This window comes from Carboxylicivirga agarovorans (assembly GCF_050589845.1).
Lineage (GTDB): Bacteria > Bacteroidota > Bacteroidia > Bacteroidales > Marinilabiliaceae > Carboxylicivirga > Carboxylicivirga agarovorans.
Window position 1 is genome coordinate 1 of record NZ_JBNGPA010000074.1, and the last position, 3,247, is coordinate 3,247.

Here is a 3,247-nt window from a genome sequence, read left to right on the forward strand (position 1 = left end):
ATCATCAAGCGTAAGGGTGAATAACTGGATTTGTGTGCGGTTTTGGCCTTGGATGTATTTCATACTTGAAGATACAAAATATCTGATCTTGTGATTCTTAAATGATAGGTTTTTAGACAGTCTGACGGTCCCGCTGCATGGCGTCGTGAGGGGATATTATCCTTACAAACTTTCCAAGTTGAGCTGAGCCAAAGCGTTTTTTTGTTTTAACTTTTCATTTTAAGCCAATTGAAAATCATGAACTCCAAAAGAAACAAACCCTTTGTTCATAAATCGACGATTTGGCGCTGGTTGTCGAAGCTAAGGACATTCTAAAATACTCGAATTCCGAAATGCACTATGCGCAGCGTGTTAGGTTGCGTATATTTTTTGTTCTTTTACCTTATTTTTGTCTACGACAATTATTGTAATGTCTTTATTTAAAGAATCTTTAATCAGCTTGTGATATATTGAAGTTAACTTTGAGTCTACCGAGAAGTCATTCAAATAATAATGAATGAGATACAATTTATAACTATCCAATTCTTTGTCTAATACAAATGTCTCGATTAAACTGCCTTCGCAAAACACAACTTTGTTTAATGCTTCAACAACCTTCTTATATTCTGCACTTTCAATGCTATTGGAATAAATTAATGGCTTTTTATTTCCAAGAATAGCTTTTGTGAATCTTTCTGGATAATAATCCTTTATGCTTTTAATGCTACTATTAAGTGAGTCAATAAATGGTTTTTGCATTTTATAATCATAGTTCGATTGAGCATTTGACCTTTTTGCAATTAAGTAATTCTTCGATGGATTGAATTTACATACTCTCACTTTTGCTGCAGAACTCGGAATGGCTTTCTTTGGAGAAGTGAACCTTTTCTGGTCAAAATAATACTTGTCCTTGTATTGATAAAAATACTTAACCGTATAAACCGACGGTCTTGCTCGATATACATTCAAATCATAAGAAAAACAGTTCACAACCTCATAATATATTAGTGTCTTATAGTAGAGATAAGCAAATCCAAACACCACAAAAATTATTAGGATGATGAATCTATTGATACTTTTCTTATTCATTTTTGCTTTCTGTATGTGCGGTTGGCTAGATTAAGCGTTTGGCAATTTAACGAACCAAACCTTCCAAAACTCCACTGAGCCAAATCTTTTATTTGTTTTTATCTTTTCATTTCTAAAGCCAATTGAAAATCATGAACACCTATAAAAAGCGAACACATTGTTCATAAATCAAAGATTTGGCAGTGTCAAATTCCCTGACAAACCTCCAAAATACTGTGAACGCCATATATACTCTATTTAAATACAAGTTTTTAAGCCACTTTTTCCTTGGAGCTGTTAATATTTCTCTCCCTTGGGTCAAGACAAATGAAATCTTGCCTGTAAGGTATCTTATTCTTTACAACACTATATACTGTTCGTAACATTTTATTGGACACATTATTCATTATTAAATAATGAGGCTTTCCTTCTTGTTTCTTCTTCTGATAATATAAACGGTATTCGTGATTGTGTTTGACCGCAGCTTTTGCTCCCATATAAAGTAGCGCCTTTAATTTCTTATCGGCAAATGGGCTGGTTTTAGCTTTACCTACCATTTTTCCCGATGCATTAGGGAATGGGCATACTCCAGCATATGAAGCTGCTTTTTTTGCCGTATCAATATTCTGAAAATTTCCAGTTTTAATTATTAAATCAGCGGCAATTACTGGCCCAATACCTTTAACACTAACTGCCAGTTTGTAATTTTCATGTGTTGCTTCACTAGCCATAATAAGAAGCTCAATTTCATTATCCAGTGCCTCTATTTCCTTGTCTAATGCTAGTAAAGCACTCTTGATATGTGCATTTACAGCAATACTCTGCATTGGTACTTGTGAGCGCCCATGCTCACCTGTTCGCAAACTCTTGCGAGACTTAACCAATTGTGATCTTAGGCTATATAATGCTTTTAACTCAACAACAGTTTCATCATCATATACCTTGAACTTTAGCTTATCAAAGAAACGCTCTCCATACTCTCGTATACGTCTGGCATCAACAGGATCTGACTTTCCCTTAACTAACCCCATGCTATGTTTGATGGTATAACCAGGCACTAAAGCTATGCTAACATTAAGTTGATTGCTCAAGTATACAAGCAGATCTCCATAAGCTCCTGTATGCTCAGCCACCAAAACATCACTAGTTGATAATTCTAGTAAGAACTTGGATATCGCTGCTACTTTGTTTTTCACCTGTTGGTTCTTTTCTTTTCCGTTTGCATCAATAAAGTTGACATCGAACTTTTCCTTTGATAAATCAATTCCATATACTAGCATAAACATTTGTTTTACGCTCCGTATTGAGTGGCTAACATCGTGATAGTGGGTTCTACCCTAAATACTCTCTGGCTTAATCTCAATAACCTGCTGTCCTTAATATATGGCATAGATTTTATCTCTTGCTTTATAAAAGTTAATGCAGCAGATGGAGCTTTTTATCTAAGATAAATAATCACGTTTAACTATTTACTTTGATTCGTATTTAGTAAACCTCAAACTAACGATGCTTTATACTAGCGTGTTAGCCCCCGTTTTTATCTTAGATTTAATTTATATGTCACTATTGCCTTGTGCCTATAATACAATGTGAGATATCCCTTTTTTCTATTTTCAAGAGGTATGGAGAAAAGAATCTCATCAGCATTATATTCGATGTCAGGTTTTTTTGAGTATTTATCATTATTAAAAGCATAAGTCAAATATGGCAATTCTCCATTTGCGTCTACCTTGAAATGTACTAAATCATTTTCCACAGATTCAATAACTCCACTGTATGAGCTATTAAATTTAATCTCAGACTTGTAGTAGCTTGAATAATACAATGGCAAATTGGCAAAATCCTCTTTAGTTTTCTTTGTAAATAACCACCTTGTATCTTTAGGATAGTGCTTGAGAAAAAACATTTCTGGATTACTGCAAAAGTAATCTTCAGTATATCTTTTAAAGAACTTCTTGGATTCAACATATCCAGCCCCCCATGTGACATCAATTAACTCCCATCTATCATTAACCTTTGCAGCATTCCATGCGTGTCTGTTTCTTTTAGGTGATTTTCCTATTTCACTTTTCTTAGTCTTTGAGGTACCAGTAACAATTACACATTCGATATTTGTTAAATCACATAACCTCTTAAATAATCTTGAGTAGCCGTCGCAAACTGCTTTTCGTTTTCTTAGTGTTCTTTTGATAGTTTTATT

The 3,247-nt window shown here is 34.1% G+C and carries 3 protein-coding genes; all 3 read right to left on the bottom strand.

Annotated elements, in window-relative coordinates; genetic code table 11:
- Positions 1 to 351: 351 nt before the first annotated feature.
- Positions 352 to 1,068, bottom strand: a complete 717-nt coding sequence (locus ACRD69_RS25220) for a hypothetical protein (RefSeq protein WP_430817908.1) — start codon at positions 1,066 to 1,068, stop codon at positions 352 to 354.
- A gap of 251 nt (positions 1,069 to 1,319) precedes the next feature.
- Complete coding sequence (locus tag ACRD69_RS25225; protein ID WP_430817909.1) at positions 1,320 to 2,333, bottom strand: IS110 family RNA-guided transposase; 1,014 nt, start codon at positions 2,331 to 2,333, stop codon at positions 1,320 to 1,322.
- Between the two features lie 251 nt (positions 2,334 to 2,584).
- The coding region (locus tag ACRD69_RS25230; RefSeq protein WP_430817910.1) for a transglutaminase domain-containing protein at positions 2,585 to 3,247 on the bottom strand (663 nt) is incomplete at its 5' end.